Source organism: Echinicola sp. 20G (assembly GCF_015533855.1).
Taxonomy (GTDB): domain Bacteria; phylum Bacteroidota; class Bacteroidia; order Cytophagales; family Cyclobacteriaceae; genus Echinicola.
On the sequence record NZ_AP024154.1, the window covers coordinates 3,627,306 to 3,646,330 of the forward strand.

The 19,025-nt window shown below is 39.8% G+C and carries 15 protein-coding genes and 1 pseudogene; 6 read left to right on the plus strand and 10 right to left on the minus strand.

The window, feature by feature from the left end; translation table 11 throughout:
* The first annotated feature begins 13 nt into the window (after positions 1-13).
* A complete protein-coding gene (locus JL001_RS14915; protein WP_200977431.1) occupies positions 14-1,342 on the plus strand; it encodes a Gfo/Idh/MocA family protein in 1,329 nt (442 codons plus the stop codon).
* Positions 1,343-1,423: 81 nt separating this feature from the next.
* On the opposite strand, the gene JL001_RS14920 is transcribed toward JL001_RS14915, so the two are convergent.
* From JL001_RS14920 to JL001_RS14960, 9 genes and pseudogenes are all read right to left on the minus strand, one after another.
* Positions 1,424-2,125, minus strand: coding sequence for a hypothetical protein (locus tag JL001_RS14920; RefSeq protein ID WP_200977434.1), 702 nt, complete (start codon positions 2,123-2,125; stop codon positions 1,424-1,426).
* A complete protein-coding gene (locus JL001_RS14925; protein ID WP_200977436.1) occupies positions 2,110-2,922 on the minus strand; it encodes an urease accessory protein UreD in 813 nt (270 codons plus the stop codon). The genes JL001_RS14920 and JL001_RS14925 overlap by 16 nt, the downstream gene beginning before the upstream one ends.
* Positions 2,922-3,566, minus strand: coding sequence for an urease accessory protein UreG (gene ureG, locus JL001_RS14930; protein WP_200977438.1), 645 nt, complete (start codon positions 3,564-3,566; stop codon positions 2,922-2,924). Before ureG ends, JL001_RS14925 begins: the two co-directional genes overlap by 1 nt.
* A 10-nt stretch (positions 3,567-3,576) precedes the next feature.
* The gene (locus JL001_RS14935) at positions 3,577-4,302 is read right to left on the minus strand and encodes an urease accessory protein UreF (RefSeq protein WP_200977440.1); all 726 of its coding nucleotides are present in this window, start codon (positions 4,300-4,302) and stop codon (positions 3,577-3,579) included.
* A gap of 4 nt (positions 4,303-4,306) precedes the next feature.
* Entirely contained in the window at positions 4,307-4,810 is a 504-nt protein-coding gene (ureE, locus tag JL001_RS14940) for an urease accessory protein UreE (RefSeq protein ID WP_200977442.1), read from the minus strand.
* Between the two features lie 24 nt (positions 4,811-4,834).
* Positions 4,835-6,562 carry an urease subunit alpha gene (gene ureC / locus JL001_RS14945; protein WP_200977444.1) on the minus strand — a complete coding sequence of 576 codons (1,728 nt, stop codon included), beginning with the start codon at positions 6,560-6,562 and terminating at the stop codon, positions 4,835-4,837.
* 71 nt (positions 6,563-6,633) lie between these two features.
* A pseudogene (locus JL001_RS14950) lies at positions 6,634-6,933 on the minus strand (urease subunit beta); the annotation flags it as partial.
* A gap of 22 nt (positions 6,934-6,955) precedes the next feature.
* On the minus strand, positions 6,956-7,258 hold the full coding sequence (ureA, locus tag JL001_RS14955) for an urease subunit gamma (protein WP_192011506.1): 303 nt from the start codon (positions 7,256-7,258) through the stop codon (positions 6,956-6,958).
* 222 nt (positions 7,259-7,480) lie between these two features.
* Positions 7,481-8,233 carry a helix-turn-helix domain-containing protein gene (locus JL001_RS14960; RefSeq protein ID WP_200977455.1) on the minus strand — a complete coding sequence of 251 codons (753 nt, stop codon included), beginning with the start codon at positions 8,231-8,233 and terminating at the stop codon, positions 7,481-7,483.
* 261 nt (positions 8,234-8,494) lie between these two features.
* On the opposite strand from JL001_RS14960, the gene JL001_RS14965 reads away from it, so the two are divergent.
* From JL001_RS14965 to JL001_RS14985, 5 genes are all read left to right on the plus strand, one after another.
* Entirely contained in the window at positions 8,495-8,890 is a 396-nt protein-coding gene (locus JL001_RS14965) for a molecular chaperone Tir (protein ID WP_192011508.1), read from the plus strand.
* An 11-nt stretch (positions 8,891-8,901) separates the two neighbouring features.
* A complete protein-coding gene (locus tag JL001_RS14970; RefSeq protein ID WP_200977457.1) occupies positions 8,902-9,618 on the plus strand; it encodes a PspA/IM30 family protein in 717 nt (238 codons plus the stop codon).
* A gap of 2 nt (positions 9,619-9,620) precedes the next feature.
* Positions 9,621-10,319 carry a hypothetical protein gene (locus JL001_RS14975; RefSeq protein WP_200977458.1) on the plus strand — a complete coding sequence of 233 codons (699 nt, stop codon included), beginning with the start codon at positions 9,621-9,623 and terminating at the stop codon, positions 10,317-10,319.
* A 14-nt stretch (positions 10,320-10,333) separates the two neighbouring features.
* Positions 10,334-12,421, plus strand: a complete 2,088-nt coding sequence (locus tag JL001_RS14980) for a flotillin family protein (protein ID WP_236252827.1) — start codon at positions 10,334-10,336, stop codon at positions 12,419-12,421.
* A 101-nt stretch (positions 12,422-12,522) separates the two neighbouring features.
* Entirely contained in the window at positions 12,523-17,391 is a 4,869-nt protein-coding gene (locus JL001_RS14985) for a DNA repair ATPase (protein ID WP_200977460.1), read from the plus strand.
* A 238-nt stretch (positions 17,392-17,629) separates the two neighbouring features.
* Here the strand turns inward: JL001_RS14985 and JL001_RS14990 are convergent, their stop codons facing one another.
* Entirely contained in the window at positions 17,630-18,988 is a 1,359-nt protein-coding gene (locus tag JL001_RS14990; protein ID WP_200977462.1) for a S41 family peptidase, read from the minus strand.
* Positions 18,989-19,025 lie beyond the last annotated feature (37 nt).

The following is a 19,025-nucleotide window of genomic DNA, read 5'->3' on the forward strand; positions in this document are numbered from 1 at the left end:
CCAAAAAACAAACATGTCTTCAAGAAGAAAATTTTTGCAAAACTCCCTGCTGGCAACGGCAGGGCTTTCTATTCCAACTGTTTTATCTGCTAAAGACTTTGGTCAATTTACGCGGAAAATTGGCGCCAATGACCAGGTAAATGTTGGTCTTATCGGTGCCAATGGCATGGGTTGGTCCAATATGAATTCGTTTTTAAAAATGCCACAGGTCAATTGTGTGGCTATTGCGGATATTGACCAAAGCGTATTGGATAGGAGGGCTGCTGATGTAGAAAAGCAAAGGGGGAAGAAACCAAAACTATATAAGGATTACAGAAAAATGCTGGAAGATAAGGATATCGATGTGGTCATCATTGGTACACCGGATCACTGGCATTGTTTGACTTTAATAGATAGTATTTCGGCCGGTAAGCATGCTTATGTTGAGAAGCCATTGGCCAATTCAATCCAAGAATGTAACCTGATGGTCAAGGCTGCAGAGCGGTATGGCAAATTGGTGCAAGTAGGCCAATGGCAGCGAAGCGGCAGCCAATATGACGAAGCCATTGAATTTGTGAAGTCTGGACAACTTGGAAATATCCGCTTGGTCAAATGTTGGGCTTATCAAGGTTGGATGAACCCTGTTCCGGTAAAACCCAATAGTACACCTCCAGCAGGAGTGGATTATAAAATGTGGCTTGGCCCGGCGCCAGACCGAGCCTTTAACGAAAACCGTTTCCATTTTAATTTTCGTTGGTTTTGGGATTATGCCGGAGGGCTGATGACTGACTGGGGCGTACATGAAATTGATATTGCCTTGTATGCTATGGGAGTTAGTGCACCAAAGTCCGTTATGGCATCTGGGGGAAAGCTCGCTTATCCAGATGACGCTTCAGAAACACCTGATACTCTTCAGACGGTCTATGAATACGATGGTTTCAACATGTTATGGGAGCATGCCACAGGGATCAATGGAGGTAATTATGGCTACACAGAAGGAATTGCTTTCATAGGAAATAATGCAACTTTGGTTGTGAATAGAGGGGGATGGGAGATTATAGCCGAGCAAAAAAATGGAAAGCCTATGATTGAAGGAATGGCCAGGGTAAAGCCCGAGGGAAATGCTTTGGATCGGCATACAACTAATTTTGTAGAGGCAATCAAAGCTAATGATGCTTCCAAGCTTAATTGTGCAGTACAAACAGGTAGTGTTGCTGCTATCAATGCACATATGGGGAACATTGCTTTTAAGACAGGTAAGAAGATATACTGGGATGCTGAAAAGGGGTTGTTTACTGACCCTGAAGCAAACCAACTTGTAAATGCCAATTACCACAATGGTTGGGAACTACCAAAGATATAAGCGATAGTGATACCCAAAAAAGGCCTCTTTGATTAATATCAAAGTGGCCTTTTCATTTCAATGGAAAAACATAATTATAACTTACCATCCCAAGAAAATCATTCCAGCTCCACAGATGGCAATGGAAGCACCGGCAATAGGTGCCATGTGTTTTTCTAACCAGGATGTTTTTACAAATTGATAACCTGAATATATTAATACGACTATTAGGACCATGGTCAAAACCGTAAAGATTAAGAACACAGAAATCAAAGCCACGAAATTAAAAGTGGATTGTTGGACAGCAGGGTAGGTCAATAGTGGAAATAAAGATTCGCAAGGACCTAGCAGAAAGATAATGAATAGGATCCAAGGGGTGACCTTTCGGCGATTTGTCGGATACACCATGTTACGATGGTCATGCTCATAAACATAAACAGACCCATCGTCGTACACATCGAAATGCTTGTGTCTTTTGTCTCGATATACACCATATATTCCATAAAGAAAATAGAGTAGGCCAAAGCCAAACAGTACCCAGCTGGCAAGACCGCCTCTCAGTTCATTCAGAACATCAATTTTACCCAATGAAAATCCCAATCCAGCACCAAGTAAAGCCAAGAGAACCGAAGCGAGCACGTGGGCAATGCCACAAATGACTGTCCACAACAGAATTTTTGGAAGTTTCCATCCTTTTGATTTACCTATCGCAATAAAAGGGATGTAATGATCTGGTCCTGAAACTGTATGCAGAATACTTATAGAGATAGCAGTTCCTAACAAAATGCTCAATTCTGTTCCCATAATTCTTTGATTGATTCATTAATGATTTCGTCTTCACCAATTCGGATTTTACTGAGGATTTGATAAAGCAATTCACCACTATTTCCCAATAACCTGATGACCAACGCGGATTTATTGAGAACAGAGATCCCAAACTCAATTTCTTTAGCTTCTTCCAAAATATGCCCAAACTTGGACTTTTTAAGGTTTATGTCTGCATTTGGTGCTATATAGAGTAGACAACCTTGATGGGTGAAGCCTTCATATTGCCCCATGTCTTGAACGTTTATTTTTTCAGGCATAAGGTAAAGGTTGTCTTTGAAGATTAACCTATCATCGACATACACTTGGGTGATGGCGTGGTGTTTGGTGAAAGTAAATTCTTCTTTTTGATCCATGAATTTTCGGCCACAAGTAAGAATTTCTCCCCAAACCAAAGTACTGCTCGAGTTCAGATGAATGGTGTTTTCAGTTTTGTAATTGGCGCCTTTGTGGGGTACAGTGGGGTGAGGGACATAGCTAAAGTAGGCTTCTTTGCCCACTTTTACATTCATCTTTTGAGTAGTGCCCTTTTTAGAAACATAAATTCTTTGATAGGCCTGTGTTTGAAGGTTAAGGGCGGAATGGTCGATTACCTCGATATTGATATCGTAATGATCATCATTGAGCATGCCTGGGGAAGAACTCATGATCATCACCTCAAGCAATGGGTCTTTCTTATTCTCCCTTACTTCCACCAGGTTAAAAGGAGGCGTAAAGAAAACGTCTTTGAGTATTGTTTGCTGGCGAAGTCCAGTTTTGAGATAATATTTTTCCATTAACGCCTTAGTTCAGGTTCTACAGCATTTTCCTCGATCAAAGCATAACGCTGGATCCATTTAATAACACTGTCTAAACCTGTGTCATTCATGAGATTGGTAAAAACGAAAGGCTGTCCATTTCTCATTTTGCGGGAGTCATTTTCCATCACTTCCAAATTGGCATGAACCATAGCCGCCAAATCAATTTTATTGATGACCAAGAGGTCTGATCGGGTAATGCCCGGCCCTCCTTTTCTCGGGATTTTTTCCCCTTCAGCCACTGAGATGACAAAGACAGTGACATCAGCCAAATCTGGGCTGAAAGTAGCAGAAAGGTTGTCTCCTCCGCTTTCAATAAATACTATTTCTACATCAGGATGTCTACTAACCATTTCATCCACCGCTTCTAAGTTCATGCTGGCGTCTTCTCGGATTGCGGTATGAGGGCAACCTCCAGTTTCTACACCAATGATTCGGTTTTCTGGTAGCAGGGAGTTTTTGGTCAAATAAAGGGCATCTTCTTTGGTGTAAATATCATTGGTGATGACACCTATGCTGTAATCTTTGGCCATTTTTCTGGACAGTCTTTCAATTAAAGCAGTCTTTCCAGACCCAACTGGGCCTGCTATACCAATTTTAATGTATTTTCTTTCTTCTTTCATAGGTAAATGATTAGGACATGTAAAGCCTGGAATATAGGTTTTCATGCTGCATACTTCTGATATCAAAAGCAGGGTTACAAAGACCCAGCATTTCAAGTTCAAGGTCCAGAATATCTTTGGTAATTTTCTGGATCATGGTGTGGGTGTCGAAAAGAATTCTTTGTCCATCCATTTGTCCTAGGGGAACCAGCTTAACCGCATTGGTCATCATGGCTACTGTGGCATTGTAAAGGAATGAAGCTATGGCATCTTGCATTGCAACTTCTAATAGAGCAGTGATTAGCCCATATACGACAGGAAAATGCCCGTAAGCTGACTTTTCTTTGACTTGGTGCTGGAACTCCTCAAGAAAGGAGGAATCAATAAATTCAATATAAATTTTTAATAGCCTTGTCCCCATCTTTACACTTGCCTCTCTGATTTCCATAGGGGATTTCAGCGCATGACTTTCAATATCCAAAGCGACCAGTTTCTCAATATCTTTGGTAGAGGTATAAGCATGGGCTAGACTTACCAAGAAGCCATCGTTGTATTTGTAGTTATTTTCGAGCATGGCTTTGATGAACTTTTTGGTACTTTGGACATCTTTGACCAGACCTTGCTGCACGTAAGTCTCCAGTCCATTGGAGTGAGAAAAGCCACCAACAGGCAGTGTTGGGTCCGCGATATGCAGAATATGAAGCAACTGACCACCAGAATGGGTATAAGTTAAATTGTTATTTTTTTTGATGCCCATGGGGTTATTCTTTAGTGGTCAATTCCAGAATTTTGGAGAAAAGGGATCCTCCTTGCTTGCCATGGGAATGGTCGACATTGGCTTTTAGCATGTTCAATAGTTTGCAATGGGTTTTAGTAACTTGATACCCTGTGGCAATCAGCAATCTCTCAAGTGGTTTTTCATATGGAACCAATACTTTATCATCCTGAATAAAGAGCGGTAAATGCTTATTGCCTATTTCATAGCAAATGGTCCCCATCTCATACATTGACCTAGGGGTGATTTCAATGGCATCACAAGGTAAAATACTTATTACAATCAATTTGGTCTCATCCTCAAAAAGAATGTCACCTTCCAAAAGTCGGTTACCTTCTCTGAGGAATTTTATAGCTACCTCAGTGCCTGCGTCAGTTGTTTTGCGCATAATACGTTTAGGGACTTCAAACCACTCCAGTTTAAGTTTCTCAACCTTTTTGTTATCAATGGGATAGGAAGAAAGATTACCTAAGACTTGTTTGCAGATCATAGTTAGGGGTTGGGTGATTTGATATCAAAATAGGAAATAACGTTGTGCCAGGGGGAGCACCTCTAAAGGTTCGCAAGTAATTACTTTACCCTCTACTGAAACTTCATAATTTTCTGGATTGACTTCGATAACCGGGGTCTTGTCGTTGTGAATTAGGTCTTTTTTTCCAATGTTTCTACAATCCTCTACGGGCACAACCTCTTTCTTTAATCCATATTTTTCTTTGATGTTGCTTTTCAAACCTGCTTTGGAAATGAAAGTAACAGAGGTTTTTTCAAGCGCGCTGCCATGGGCTCCAAACATATTCCGCATGATTACAGGCTGAGGGGTAGGGATGGAGGCGTTGGGGTCCCCCATTTTGCTGGCGGTGATCATTCCACCTTTAATGACCATTTCTGGTTTTGCCCCAAAGAAAGCTGGTTTCCACAATACCAGGTCGGCTATCTTTCCTGATTCTATGGAACCGACATGTTTAGCGATTCCATGAGAAATAGCGGGGTTGATGGTGTATTTGGCAATGTATCTTTTGACCCTGAAGTTGTCCGCTTGAAGCTCTTGGTCTTCTGGAAGGAAGCCTTGTTGAATTTTGTTTTTATGGGCAGTTTGCCAGGTTCTGGTGATGACTTCACCCACCCGGCCCATGGCCTGAGAATCAGAACTCATCATACTGAATACGCCCATATCATGGAGGATGTCCTCTGCTGCGATGGTCTCCTTTCGGATTCTGGAGTCTGCAAAGGCAACATCTTCCGGAATAGATTTGCTCAAATGATGACAGACCATCAACATGTCTAAATGCTCATCAATGGTATTTTTGGTGTATGGACGGGTTGGGTTGGTAGAGCTGGGCAATACATTGGGAAAAGAAGAGATTTTAATGATGTCCGGCGCATGCCCCCCACCTGCACCTTCGGTATGGAAGGTATGGATGGTTCTTCCATTGATGGCTTTTACAGTATCCTCAAGAAAACCAGCTTCATTAAGGGTGTCTGTATGGATTGCAATTTGCACATCATATTCATCGGCTACTTTCAGGGAAGCATCGATCACAGCATGCGTCGCTCCCCAGTCTTCATGGATTTTAAGTCCAAGTGCTCCAGCTTCTATTTGTTCTTTAAGTGGTGCTTCCGTGCTGCAATTTCCTTTTCCAAAAAAACCTAAATTCATGGGGTAATGATCTGCTGCCTCTAACATTTTTTGGATGTTCCAGGCTCCAGGAGTTACCGTAGTGGCATTAGTGCCATCAGCTGGACCAGTACCTCCGCCAATCATGGTAGTGACTCCGCTAAACAGTGCATGTTCTATTTGTTGGGGACAAATAAAATGAATATGAGCATCTATTCCCCCCGGAGTCAGGATATGTCCTGCTCCGGAGTGAACCTCGGTAGAGGCTCCTATGATCAAGTTCGGGTGCACTCCAGACATGGTGTCTGGGTTCCCAGCTTTTCCCACACCAACTATTTTGCCATCCTTGATGCCTACATCTCCTTTTACTATCCCCCAATGGTCAAAAACGATGACATTGAGAATGACGAAATCCAAAACACCTTCATTTCGAGTCTTGGTGGACGCTTGAGACATTCCGTCACGTACGGTTTTCCCTCCTCCAAACATACTCTCTTCACCATAATGCTCACTGTTGAAGTCTTTTTCGATTTCAATAAATAATTCTGTATCCCCAAGTCTTATTTTGTCACCCGTTGTTGGGCCATAGATATTGGCATATTTAATCCTATTTACTTTAAAGCTCATACGTTCTCATTTTTAAAATTTTCTGATTTGATTTTTCGCATGGCTTTATCTAGGCTATTGGAAGATTGAGTATCTCCTTGGGTAAGGTTATTGGCTCCATATGCCTTTTGGGCACCACTAAGTGGAATTAAGCTTACTTCAGTGCGCTCACCCGGCTCAAACCGCCTGGCTGTTCCTGCCAGGATATCCATGCGTTTTCCAAATGCTTTTGAACGATCAAATGAAATGGCTTTGTTGACCTCAAAGAAATGAAAGTGCGAGCCAACTTGGATGGGTCGGTCACCTGTGTTGGTGACTTCTATGGTAATGCTTGTATGTTGGGCATTACAGATTATTGGTTCATCTTTTAAGATATATTCTCCTGGTATCATGGTGTTGTGGTTTGAGTGGTTTTTAGCGGATAGGATTGTGTACAGTTACCAGTTTAGTTCCATCTGGGAAGGTAGCTTCAATTTGTACATCATGGATCATTTCTGCTACCCCTTCCATTACATCTTCCTTCGTGAGAAAGGTGGCTCCAATCTGCATGAGTTCTGCAACAGATTTTCCATCTCGTGCCATTTCGTGCAACCGGGCACTTATGAGCGCAATGGACTCAGGATAGTTTAATTTTACACCTCTGGCTTTTCTTTTTTCAGCCAATTCACCGGCAAGGAAAAGCATGAGTTTTTCAGTTTCTCTGGGGGTGAGCTTCATAAAATATTAAAAGTTTAATGGATATGGTATTAGTAGTACTTGGTTAATACTATTAAGATAATCCTAATTTGGGAACTAAGAAAATGTGTAACTGTGGAAAAATGGTGGATTACAAAACCGATAATTCGAAACTCCACAAGTAAAAAATCAAAAAAGGATATAAAAGCTGTTCTTTTTTTAAAAAGGATGATCAGAAAGGCGATAGTAGGTAGGGAGTTGTTGTTATAGTTTCTTTTTTAACTTCATAAACTCCTGTTCCAAAAAGGCTAGCTTTTCTTCGATTTCTACATTGCTTTCTAGGGCTTTTTTGGCAAAGGTGAATTTGATAAGCCAAAGTTCTTTAATCTCAGATAAGTTGAGGTATAAATCATCTATATTTCTATTGGCTGCCCTTAAAGTAGCTGTGTTGCCAGAAAGAAAAAATTTCCTTAAGACTAGTTGGCTACTAGTGATAATCAAAACCAATTCACCATTTTCTATTTTATGATAATCTTCATGATCAACGAACTCACCAAGGACCATGTCTTTTGGTAGCAAACCTTTATCATGGTTGGTCATCTCCAGATTGGAAATAATATACCCTCGGTATCTTTTGGTCCCAGTAATGGGAACTTGGATGACAGGTAAATCTTCGATGAAGTGCGGTTTATCATGGAACTTGATATAATCTGCTTCATTGTTGGAAGTGATGCAAGGGATTTTAGGGAAGCTGTCCTTTTGATTGATTCCGTGCAAGGTGAGGTCCCCTTTGAATTTCAGTAGTTTGTTGACGGTAAGCTCAGTAGTCAATAGATCATCAATAGATATGCTAAAATAATTAGCAATTTTGATTATTGTTTCTAGCTTTGGCTCACTCCTTCCTTCTTCATATGCGCCTAGAGTGCCCCTTTTTAACTCAAAAAGCTCAGCGAAAGCTTGTTGGCTAAGCTTTTTAACATTCCTGATCTTTCTAATATTTTTACCAAAATTCGACATTTTTTGCTAAAATTATTTGCAAATAAAAATCTATTGCGTATATTTATCTAACAATATTAGCGAATTGTATCGGTAAATACTAATGTATTTAACAGTAAAATGAATATGGAGACAGTTTTCTGTGTCGGTGCTAACAAAATTAGATAGGGTGATGGTGTTAGATTTAATTTGTTAGTTATAGAGTACTTGAAAAGGACTTAAAATAGCCAGATTTTCGTATTATTATACGCGAATAATTTTATCAACTTAAATCATTTTGAAATGAAAGATCACTTTCAGATAACAAAAGACTTTTTACTTGAACTTAATTTTGATGTTGTCTTTGAGAATAAAGATGAAGGAATATTGATGGTTCATAAGGAGAATTTTGGTATTAAGAATTTAATTCTCGGTGTGGCACCACCAATATTAATAATGGAGCAGTTTCTTTTTAAGATCAATAATCAATCTGATAAGATTTATAAGAACCTACTTCAAAAGAACAGGGATATCATCCATGGTGCTTTTGTTTTAGATGAGTCGGGCAAAAAGGTGATTTTCAGGGATACATTGCAAATTGAAAATATGGACTTAAATGAGCTTGAAGGGTCGCTGAATAGCCTGAGTTTATTAATGAGTGAGTATTCAGAACAAATAATTGAGTTTTCTAAATATTAAATATTAATGACATGAACATTTTTAAACGATTATTCAAAATAGGAGAGGCTGAGGCCAATGCAGCCATTGATAAAATGGAAGACCCTATCAAATTGACGGAGCAAGGAATCCGTGATCTTAGAGAGGATCTTAACAAAAATATGGAGGCCCTTGCCCAAGTAAAAGCTTTGGCGATTAGAGCCAAGAACGACCAAGAGAGCTATATAGAGAAGAAAGAAGATTATCATAATAAGGCGGTGCTGATCCTGAAAAAGGTTCAGCAAGGAAGTATGGATGCGACAGAAGGAGACAGACTTGCTAAAGAAGCATTGTTGAAGAAGGAGGAGATGCAGCAGCATGTTGCCAGGACTGAAGAGGAGGCAAACAAATTCAACGAGAATGTGGCCCAACTTGAAAAAAATATTCAATCTATCAAGTCCAGTATTGGCAATTGGGAGAATGAACTCAGTACTTTGAAGGCAAGGGTAAAGGTCAGTAAGGCCACCAAAAGCCTGAACAAGCAAATGGCTGAAATTGATAGCAGCAGCACTGTTTCCATGCTTGAAAGAATGAAGGAAAAGGTTGCCCAGGAAGAAGCGTTGGCTGAAGCTTACGGTGAAATTGCTGGTGCTTCTAAAACGATCGATGATGAATTGGAAAAAGCAGCAAGTTCTTCAGAAGTCAAAGCTGAGGACGACTTGAGTAAACTTAAAAATCAACTGGGACTTAACGAAGATAAAAACACCTAACCTTGGATAGTTTAATTAACATCATCTTTTCTCAGGTTAATATAACCTTGACCATTTTCCTGATTTTACTGGTAGTGTATTGGTTATTGACCATGATCAGTGGAATAGACTTTGAACTGGACGTAGAGATCGATGTGGATGTTGACACTGGAGTGGATGTAGATGGAGGAGGTACGGAATTTCAAGATATATCCAATGCAGAAATCCATAAAGACGAGGTGGTAGGCAAACGGATACAACCACTAAAGTGGTGGCAGATCTTTTTGATTTACTTCAATTTTGTAGGTTTGCCTTTTATGTTCACCCTTACCTGTTTTGTGTTTATCTGGTGGTTCAGTACCGTCCTGCTTACTGCAGTCACAGCATCTTATGAGAATGTATTTGGTTTTGGGATTCTGATCGTGACCTTTTTTGCTTCATTGATCCTTAACAAAATCTTTACGACACCATTCAAAGGATTCTTCAAACACCTGAACAAGGATGGGGACAAGGCCAATGACTTTATAGGAAGACAAGGAATATTGCTTTCTTCCATATCAGGAAATAAAATGGGAAATGCAGAAGTTCATATCAATGGTGATTCGATGTCCATTTATGTCAAATCATTGAATGGAGATCCACTGAATTATCATGACAGAATATTAATTATCAAGCAATCTGCTGACAAAAACTATTTTTTAGTTCAATCATACAACGACTAAACTATTTTATCAAAATGAATCATTTAATACCAATTATCGGGATTGGATTAGGGGGAGTATTGTTCCTAATCGTAGTATATTTCATCATTATAGCGATGTTTTATCGGAAGGTTCCACAAGGCCGGGCTATTATTAGAACTGGTTTTGGCGGGACTAAGGTGGCCACTGACAAGGGGCTCTATGTGATACCTGTTTTCCATAAGGTGGAGATCATGGATATTTCTGTCAAAAAGATCCAAATTGAGCGTTTGGCCCATGAGGGATTGATCTGTAAGGACAACATGCGGGCAGATATCAAGGTAGCTTTCTTTGTTCGTGTGAACAATGATGTGGCCTTTATCAAAAGAGTGGCCCAAACAATTGGGGTAGACAGGGCTTCCAGGATTGAAACCTTGGAAGACTTATTTGAAGCAAAGTTTTCTGAAGCACTCAAGACCGTTGGTAAGAAGTTCCAATTTATAGAGCTGTATGAGGCCAGAAGAGAGTTTCGAGATGAAATTGTGGATATCATAGGCACAGATTTGAATGGTTATACCTTAGAGGATTGTGCCATTGACTTTTTGGAACAAACGCCTATAAGCCATCTAAAACCAGACAACATTCTGGATGCAGAGGGGATCAAGAAAATCACTGAGCTTACAGCTGTTCAAAATATGAAAGCCAACCTGATTAAACGGGATGAGCAAAAAACCATAAGAAAGCAGGATGTGGAAGCTAGAGAGGCGATTTTGGAATTAGATAAGCAACTTGCCGAAAAAGAGGAACAACAAAGACGAGAGATTGCGAATATCAAAGCTCGTGAATCTGCCGAGATCAGTAAAGTCGCAGAAGAAGAAAGGTTAAAGTCTGAATCAGCGCGAATTGCTACGGAAGAAAAAGTGAGGGTGGCTGAAGAGAATATGGCCCGTCAGGTAATTGTAGCGGCCAAAAACAAGGAGCGTACAGATGCTGTGGAGACAGAAAGAGTGGAAAAAGACAGAATGCTCGAAGCTACAGAGAGAGAGCGTATTGTAACTCTTGCACAAATTGAAAAAGAGAAAGTAGTAGAAGTAGAGAAGAAGAATATCCAAGATGTGATCAGGGATCGCGTGATGCTGGAAAAAGGAGTGGTAGAAGAGCAGGAGAACATGAAAGATATCCAGGAATTCAAGACTGCTGAGCGTGAGAAGCAAGTAAGGATTACCATTGCTGAGGCCAATGCACAGGAAGAGTTGATCAAAACGATCAAAGCAGCAGAAGCTCAAAAAGAAGCAGCAAAATCCAAAGCGGAAGAAATCAATATTGAGGCGCAAGCAAGGAAAGAAGCCAGTGAAAAAGAAGCTGAAGCTAGAAAGACCATTGCCGATGCCAAAGCGAAGGAAGAAGCAATTATCGGTATGTCAGAAGCCCAAGTAATGCATGCGAAGGCTGATGCCAGTGAAAGACAAGGTATGGTCGAGGCGTTGATCATAGAGAAGAAAGCCAAAGCTGAAGCTGCTGGAATAGAGGCCAAAGCAAATGCAAACCTTAAAGAAGGGGAGTCTGAAGCAGAGGTGATCAAAAAGAAAGCCTTGGCTGATGCTGCTGGAATCGAAGAAAAAGCGGCAGCGATGAAGAAGCTGGATGGAGTAGGTAAAGAGCATGAGGAGTTCAAGCTTCGTCTGGATAAGGAATTGCAGGTAGATCTTGCCAATATCAATATCCAAAGAGATATCGCCGATGCCCAAGCACAGGTGATCAGTGATGCCCTTAAAGCGGCCAAAATTGATATTGTGGGTGGAGAAACCATGTTCTTTGACCAAATAATTGGACAGATTACTAGAGGAAAAGGTTTTGATAGGCTTGTTCAGAACAGTAATAATATCCAAGAAATCAAACAGTCTATCTTAGGGGATGATTATGCTAAAGGAAACCTTTTGGAAAAAGTAAGGGATTTCTCCAAGAAGTATGGTATTTCTTCCGAAGACTTGAAAAACTTCACTATTGCCAATCTATTGATCGAACTTCAGGAGCGCTCAAAGGATAAGGATGAGCAAAGTATGCTCGGCAATCTATTCAATATAGCCAAGAGCTTAGGGCTTTCTGATCAGAAGATTTCTGGTTTGAATAATAAAATGGTGTAATGCTTAAGGCTGCCACCTTTCGGCAGCCTTATTTTTTTATTTGCAGAGGGAGTAGTATGTACAAGTCACATTCCCAAATAATAATCAAGATTGATTAAAAAATGAAGCAAGACGATCAAAGCATGGTAAATAAAGATGCGTTGGATGGGGGAACCTATGAAATTATCCGTAAAAGACTGGAAGGCCATAAGGGTGATTTAAAGGCGAGATTACATCAGTTAAATGAATCTCGAAAAGCAGTATTTGGCTCCCTGGAGACCAAGTTAATCGCTAACAATAGGGTCAGTACAGAAAATAACTGTGTGGCCAGGGATATTATTTCTTTGGGCAATACTTGTATTTTTGGCTATAATGTCCACTTTGGCTTACGAACTGATATCAAGCTATCTGATGTATTCAGTATTTACCAGTTTGATGAGAATAGGTTTGAGCAAGTATCCCTCGATTTGATTGAAGAGGATGCCTTTGTCAATGACTTTTCCAACCTTTACAAGTATTATCGGAATACCATTTTTTCCAAGTTTACCATAATAGGCAATTACCTTTATATGGTTTTTCAGCTTAGTGAGAGCGTCACAGATATCAAAACTTTTAAATGGTTGATCACTGATAAGAAATTAAAGTATATCGATAACCGGAGTGATCATGAGTGCAAGTTTCCCAAGCAGCATCAATTCAGTTGGCAAGAAGCCACAAGGGATATGCAGCGCTATGGAAAGCATTCTCATGTTTCCATTATGGATAAGGTTTTTGTGGAGACCATTGGAGGGGATTTGACCATCAAAATCGAGGACAATACCGATGATGGTATGGGGATTTATTCCGAGCCAGTTGACTATAGAGATCAAACTTTGGATGATGGGCAAATCAGGTTTGCGGATTTGGGCAATTTGATTGTTTTGGAGATCAAACCATTTCAGGAAAAGGCACGCTATTTTGTGTACAACCATAAAATGCAGGAAGTCCAAAAAATTGACTCAATAAGAGACGCAGCAGTATTGTTGCCGGATGATCAGGGAATCATTTTTCCCAACGGATATTATTTGCAAACGGGAGAATATCATGTTTTTAACAATGATGTCGACCAACTTAAGTTTGTTGGGGCTTTGGCTTCTCCAAATGGGGAGGATTATCTTTATAAGTTTTATGCTTCCGAAAAGGGAACCTATGTTCTTATGGATTACAATGTCATAGAACAAGAAATAAAAACACCAATTGTTTGTGGTGGTTTTACTATCCTTCCCAATGGGGAATTGTGTTACTTCAAAGCAGAGGACGAGCAGACAAAGCATCATATGATGCAGATATGGCAAACCTCCTACCTGGAAGGAGATATTTTGCCGTCCGAACATCAAGATACTCTTTTGTATAAAATAGGTAACAAAGACATCGTTAAAGCCATGGCCGAATCTCATGAGCTGATCATTCTCCTAAACAAGGAAGATAACTATGATGGCCTTTATACCGATGTGGCCAAGCTTTCAAAGGATATTTTAGATGCTTACTATTGGCTTCATGAAAGTGAAGCTGGACAATTGAGTAAGCCTTTGAAGGCTATTAATGAAGCGGCCAATGCAGCTATCGATGAATTCCAAAAGGTAGTCCAACTCAAGAAGAATGCTGCAGGCAGTACCAAAGAAATCCAAGATAAATCCCAAACACTTTTTAATAAAATCAAGAGTACTTCATTTAGGAGTATTGATGAATTTGTGGATTTGCTTAGTCAGCTGAGGTCCATAAGGGGAGAGGTAATAAGTCTATATGAAATAAGGTATGTAGATGAGGCATTGCTTAAATCCTTGGAGGAAGAAATAGCTCATCATACCAACAAAATTTCAAGAAGATGTGTGGAGTTTTTATTGGATGAAAAAGCCCTTCTGCCTTATCATGGCAAAGTTACTGAGAAGCAACAACATCTTGATCAGGTCACTAAGGTTGTTGAGGCGAAGCAGCTGGAAGAAGAGGTCAATCAGGTGGCGACAGACTTGGAAATGTTGATTGATATTGTCTCTAACTTGGAGATTGAAGATACTTCACATTCTACTAAAATCATTGATAATATTTCGCTGATTTTTGCCACTATAAACCAGTTAAAGGCTGCGATTAAGAACAAGAGAAAGCTTCTGGGCAGCAAAGAGGCAAAGGCTGATTTTGCCGCTCAGTTAAAGTTGATTGACCAAAGCATTATCAATTACTTGGATATTGCTGCTACTCCTGAAAAGTGTGATGAATTCTTGACAAAAGTAGGCGTTCAGCTAGAAGAGATCGAAGGGAAATTTGCTGATTACGAGGGTTTTGTTTCGGATATTATTGAAAAGAGGGAAGAGGTATACAATGCTTTTGAGAGCAAAAAGGGAGCGATTACCGAAAAGAGAAATAAAAAGGCCATAGCTCTAAAATCAGCATCAGAACGGATCCTTAAAAGCATTGGGAAAAAAGCAGAAAGCTTAAAGTCTGCGGATGAAATCAATGGGTATTTTGCCGCAGATATAATGGTATCCAAATTAAGGGACATTATTGAACAGCTGAGAGAGCTAGATGACAGCGGAAATGCAGAGGAAATAGAAACATCCCTGAAGACCAGTAAGGAAGATGCGCTTAGAAAGCTAAAAGATAAACTCGATCTCTATGAAGATGGGGAAAACATTATCAAGTTAGGCAAGCATAAGTTTGGGGTCAATCGTCAAGAGCTGGATTTAACGATAGTTACCAAAGATAAAAAGCTTTGCTACCATCTCAGTGGGACTGATTTTTACCAAGAACTTCATAATGAAGTTTTGGATAAGAGCCAAAAGTACTGGAGCCAAGAGTTTGTCTCAGAAAATGAAGAAGTATATAGGAGTTCCTATTTAGCTTATAAGGTATATAAGGATAAAGATCCTGTGGAATTAGCCCGGTTGGAGGTCGCTGGATTATTGAAAGTAATTCAAGAGGAGAGCAGTAGCAATTATTCGGAAGGTTATGTAAAAGGCGTGCATGATGAAGATGCCGCCGCAATTCTGAAGATGCTTGTACAAAAGCATGAAGAGTTGAAGATATTGACTTATCCCTCCACTGTCCGGGCCAATGCTCAATTTTTCTGGTTTAGCTTGGAAAAGAATGAGCAAGAGGCTTTTGATCATTCCATTAAAGCTTCTGGTTTAGTCCTAAAGTTCTTTCCTTCATCCAAGGAATATGACTTTTTGATAGAAGAGTTAGAAGTGACCATTGCCAAATATGGTGAGGTTTCAGGTCTATTTACAAGTGTTATAGCCAATGCCATTGCGCATTATTTGTTTGATGAGCTTCAAAGCGATGACCATTTTGCTCTTAGTAGCAGCGCGGCAAAAATTGTAGAGGGATTCAAGGAGATGCTGGTTAAGGAAAAAGCCCAGGATCAATTTCATCATAATTTGGAAAAACTGATTAGCTTTTCGTCAAAAGTGAAGCTTTACAGACAGTGGTTAAAGGCTTTTGTAAAAGTGAAGGAAGGTACAGATGACTTAGAGTATATTGATGAAGCCATTTGTGTTTTGCTCTTACAGGAAGGTAAAAGAAACCTGATTTCTGCTAGCCCATTTGCAAAAATCCATGGCCTAAAAGGGGAGCACAATACTATCAATCATGGAGAGATGAATTTCAATTACCATGATTTCAGGGCACTTTTAGATCATTTTGTCAATCAGGAAGTGGTGGCATTTAATGCTTATCGAAAGGCCAAACATCAAGTAACGGAAGAGCTCAAAGATCAGCTAAAATTGGAAGAGTTTAAGCCTAGGGTGTTGACCTCATTTGTAAGAAATAAACTTATCGACCAAGTTTACTTTCCATTGTTTGGAGAAAACTTGGCCAAACAATTGGGGAGCGTGGGGGATAATAAAAGAACGGATAGAATGGGGATGCTGCTCTTAATCTCGCCTCCAGGTTATGGAAAGACTACTTTGATGGAATACATATCCAATCGGTTGGGATTGGTTTTTATGAAAATCAATGGTCCGGCAATTGGTCATGAAGTTACCTCAGTAGACCCTGCTTCAGCTACTAATTCTGCCACCAGAGAAGAGTTGAAAAAACTCAACCTGGCTTTTGAGATGGGCAATAATGTGATGCTTTATTTGGATGATATCCAGCACTGTAATCCTGAGTTTTTACAAAAATTCATCTCTTTGTCCGATGGTACCCGGAAGATTGAAGGGGTTTTTAACGGAAAGCCCAAGACCTATGATCTTAGAGGGAAGAAGTTCTGCGTGATCATGGCTGGAAATCCTTACACGGAAAGCGGTGAGAAATTCAAGATTCCTGACATGCTGGCAAATAGGGCTGATATCTACAACTTGGGAGATATCATTGGTGATACAGCCAGTTTGTTTAAGCTAAGTTTGATTGAGAATGCACTTACATCCAATGCTGTTTTACATCAGCTAAGCAGCAAAAACTTTGAAGATGTCTATACTTTAATCAATAGGGTGGAGAACAATGCGGAAAATGGAGAGCTTAAAGGTAATCATACGACACAAGAAGTTCAGGATTATGAAGCTGTACTTAGAAAGGTGTTGAATATCAGGAACACAGTTTTGAAAGTAAATGAGACTTATATCAAGTCTGCAGGTATGGAAGATGAGTACCGTACAGAACCATCATTTAAGTTGCAGGGCTCTTACCGGGATATGAATAAGCTGGTAGCCAAAGTAGTACCGATTATGAATGATGCCGAGCTAGATGGATTGTTGCTTTCACACTATGAAAATGAGTCTCAGACCTTGACAGCGGCAGCAGAAGCCAATCTATTAAAATACAAAGAACTGAGAGGAATGCTTAGCTCAGTGGAAGAAGAAAGGTGGAAATCCATCAAAACTACCTTTGTAAAAAACAACAAGTTAAAAGGCTTTGGGAATAAAAATGAGATGGCCCAAGTGCTTTCCCAAATGATGGCGTTTAGCGAAAATCTGGAAGGAATAAAGGCAGTTCTTCAAAAAGGCTTTGAAAAGTAATAAAGTAACAGACCTGGGTCAATGCGTAACTTCTGTGTCGCATTGACCTTTATTCTATCCTTCTACTGTTACCACTAGTCTTTAGGATAATGCTGAGGTACCTACCATTTTAAGCGGAAGAGCATCGACTTTAAAACCTGAATATGGAAGCTGCTAGACGTTAACTATTTATCCCTTATGGGCATTTTCTTTTTCAACTTACCCTTTCCTTGAGATTAAGAAAATGTAATTGGTGCATTTACTCCAGCGAAATCAATTTTAAGGCCTGCTCATAAGCGAGGTCTTTTTCATCTATTAAATCCTGAATGGAGGCTTTAATAGGGTAGTCTGGTAAAAGTCCCCTGTTGGTAGTGGTTTGCTTTTGCGAAACTGGAAAAAGCAGGTGAAAGCGAGGTATTCCGATATTGATGGAGGAGTGAGGTAAGCTGATGTATTCTTTGGATCCTGCGGTAAAACCTTCGTACCTCGTCCCCGTTTCTGTACCAATGACAATGGCATCTCCATATTCTTTTAAATACCTGGCCAAGGTTGATCCGGCAGAGAATGTTCTGCCATTGACCAAGACATAAATAATTCCTGTAAAAGCATGGCTGGACTTTTTCGGGATTTTATAAACGCGCTCTTTACCACTCCAAGAAATGCTTTTCTTCAAAAAAGGATCATTGGTAGTTCCCTTCATAATATAGGGCACCATATCATCTGCAAATTCGTTACGTCCTCCTGTGTTATCCCTTATGTCTATTACCAGTGAATTGATATGATGATTTTCTAGTGAGGTAAATATCTCTTGGTAGAAATCCCTTGAGTGGATACCATATTTTTTGATCAGTTGGATGTCAAATGATTTTAGCTTGAGTAAGGCATGGTCTTCCTTGAAATGCAGCTCATAAAAATCATCAATACTTTCTTCTTGAGGTTTGGAAGACAAATTCAACGCTTTATAACTGTTGACCTGCTCTTCTCTGGTCAATGCTTTAATGTTTGTCTCAAGGATCGGTTCTTCAGGACTGTTTTGGTACTTGATCTGAAATTGATCCTTCTGATCAATGTAAAAATAATATGTCCAAGGAAAGCTAAGATTGATAATTTGGTCAGCATAGGTTGTTATTTCCCCATCAGCAGGAGTGGCAAGGCGTAATCGGCTAAGAATATCTTCAGCGTTTAATCCATTGATCGAAATGATTTTATCTCCCTGATTCATAACAGGTTTTAGGGAGTAATCACGCCAAACATAGAGGTCATTATCTATTACCTTTATGGTTACAGGTAAATACTTGAATTTATTTTGGGGAATCCCATTATGGACGGTGTCAGACCAATTCCCCAAGGCAAAATGACCTTCATCGCTTAATGCACAAATCTGGCTGATATAGGTAAAATAAGCATTCAAGGATATTTCATCTTGATTAATCGCATCAATGATCCCAGTACTTGCTACATGAAAATTAGGTTTGTAAACCTTGAGAGCTGGGTTGTATTTTTCAATATTGTCTCTCAAAAAAGTGAGGTCCGCAATGGCGTCGTCTTTGGAAAGATGCTGGCAAAAAGCAAGTTGAAGACTGAGCAAGAAGCATGTTATTCCCAAAAGAAATTTCATTTGCAGGATATTTTGGTAGAGAGTAGTGTTACTTAAA

Bases quoted from the DNA above. Each gene is read 5' to 3' on its own strand.
- JL001_RS14915 (WP_200977431.1), top strand. From the start codon at position 14: ATGTCTTCAAGAAGAAAATTTTTGCAAAACTCCCTGCTGGCAACGGCA.
- JL001_RS14920 (WP_200977434.1), bottom strand. From the start codon at position 2,125: ATGGGAACAGAATTGAGCATTTTGTTAGGAACTGCTATCTCTATAAGT.
- JL001_RS14925 (WP_200977436.1), bottom strand. From the start codon at position 2,922: ATGGAAAAATATTATCTCAAAACTGGACTTCGCCAGCAAACAATACTC.
- ureG (WP_200977438.1), bottom strand. From the start codon at position 3,566: ATGAAAGAAGAAAGAAAATACATTAAAATTGGTATAGCAGGCCCAGTT.
- JL001_RS14935 (WP_200977440.1), bottom strand. From the start codon at position 4,302: ATGGGCATCAAAAAAAATAACAATTTAACTTATACCCATTCTGGTGGT.
- ureE (WP_200977442.1), bottom strand. From the start codon at position 4,810: ATGATCTGCAAACAAGTCTTAGGTAATCTTTCTTCCTATCCCATTGAT.
- ureC (WP_200977444.1), bottom strand. From the start codon at position 6,562: ATGAGCTTTAAAGTAAATAGGATTAAATATGCCAATATCTATGGCCCA.
- ureA (WP_192011506.1), bottom strand. From the start codon at position 7,258: ATGAAGCTCACCCCCAGAGAAACTGAAAAACTCATGCTTTTCCTTGCC.
- JL001_RS14960 (WP_200977455.1), bottom strand. From the start codon at position 8,233: ATGTCGAATTTTGGTAAAAATATTAGAAAGATCAGGAATGTTAAAAAG.
- JL001_RS14965 (WP_192011508.1), top strand. From the start codon at position 8,495: ATGAAAGATCACTTTCAGATAACAAAAGACTTTTTACTTGAACTTAAT.
- JL001_RS14970 (WP_200977457.1), top strand. From the start codon at position 8,902: ATGAACATTTTTAAACGATTATTCAAAATAGGAGAGGCTGAGGCCAAT.
- JL001_RS14980 (WP_236252827.1), top strand. From the start codon at position 10,334: ATGAATCATTTAATACCAATTATCGGGATTGGATTAGGGGGAGTATTG.
- JL001_RS14985 (WP_200977460.1), top strand. From the start codon at position 12,523: ATGAAGCAAGACGATCAAAGCATGGTAAATAAAGATGCGTTGGATGGG.
- JL001_RS14990 (WP_200977462.1), bottom strand. From the start codon at position 18,988: ATGAAATTTCTTTTGGGAATAACATGCTTCTTGCTCAGTCTTCAACTT.